The 627-nt window shown below is 56.9% G+C and carries 1 pseudogene; it reads right to left on the bottom strand.

Annotated features, from left to right (window positions below):
* Nucleotides 1-16: 16 nt before the first annotated feature.
* Nucleotides 17-627, bottom strand: a pseudogene (locus tag ACUCV3_RS27345) (IS5 family transposase); the annotation flags it as partial.

Raw genomic sequence — 627 nt, 5'->3', positions numbered from 1 at the left:
TAAGGCCTGTGGGGATTCATCGAGAGTTGATGACGGCTGCGGCGAGGTAGATGATGGCCTCGAAGCTGCTGTCGGTTTTGCAGGCGCGCATGGCGATGCGTTTGAACTCTTTGAGTTTGCAGAAGAAGTTCTCGATCAGGTGCCGCCATTTGTACATTTCGGCGTCAAGCGGGATGGGTATGGCACGGCGCGGATGCTGAGAGATAACGATCCCGGCCCCGCGTTCGTTGAGATCGGTAATGATGTCGTTGTTGTCGAAAGCCTTGTCGGCAAGCAATGCGCCAAACTCCACGCCTTCGATCAACGGCGCAACACCGACGCTATCGAAGCGATTGCCTGGCATCAGACGGAAGTGCACCAGGTTGCCCAAGGCATCAGTGAGCGCCAGTATCTTGGTCGTCATGCCGCCTTTAGAGCGGCCAATGGCCTGGCCCGAAGTCCCCCTTTTGCGCCTTGCCCATGACGATGAACCTTGACGATGGTGGCATCGATCATGGCGTATTCCATGTCAGGCTCATGCGTCAAAGCATCGAAAATCCGCTTGAAAACGTCCGCTTCGCGCCAGTCACGGAAACGCCGGAACACCGTATTCCAGTTTCCGAACTGGGAAGGCAGGTCGCGCCACGG

Source organism: Sphingobium sp. VMM (assembly GCF_056790315.1).
This window is presented reverse-complemented; position numbering and strand designations above follow the sequence as displayed.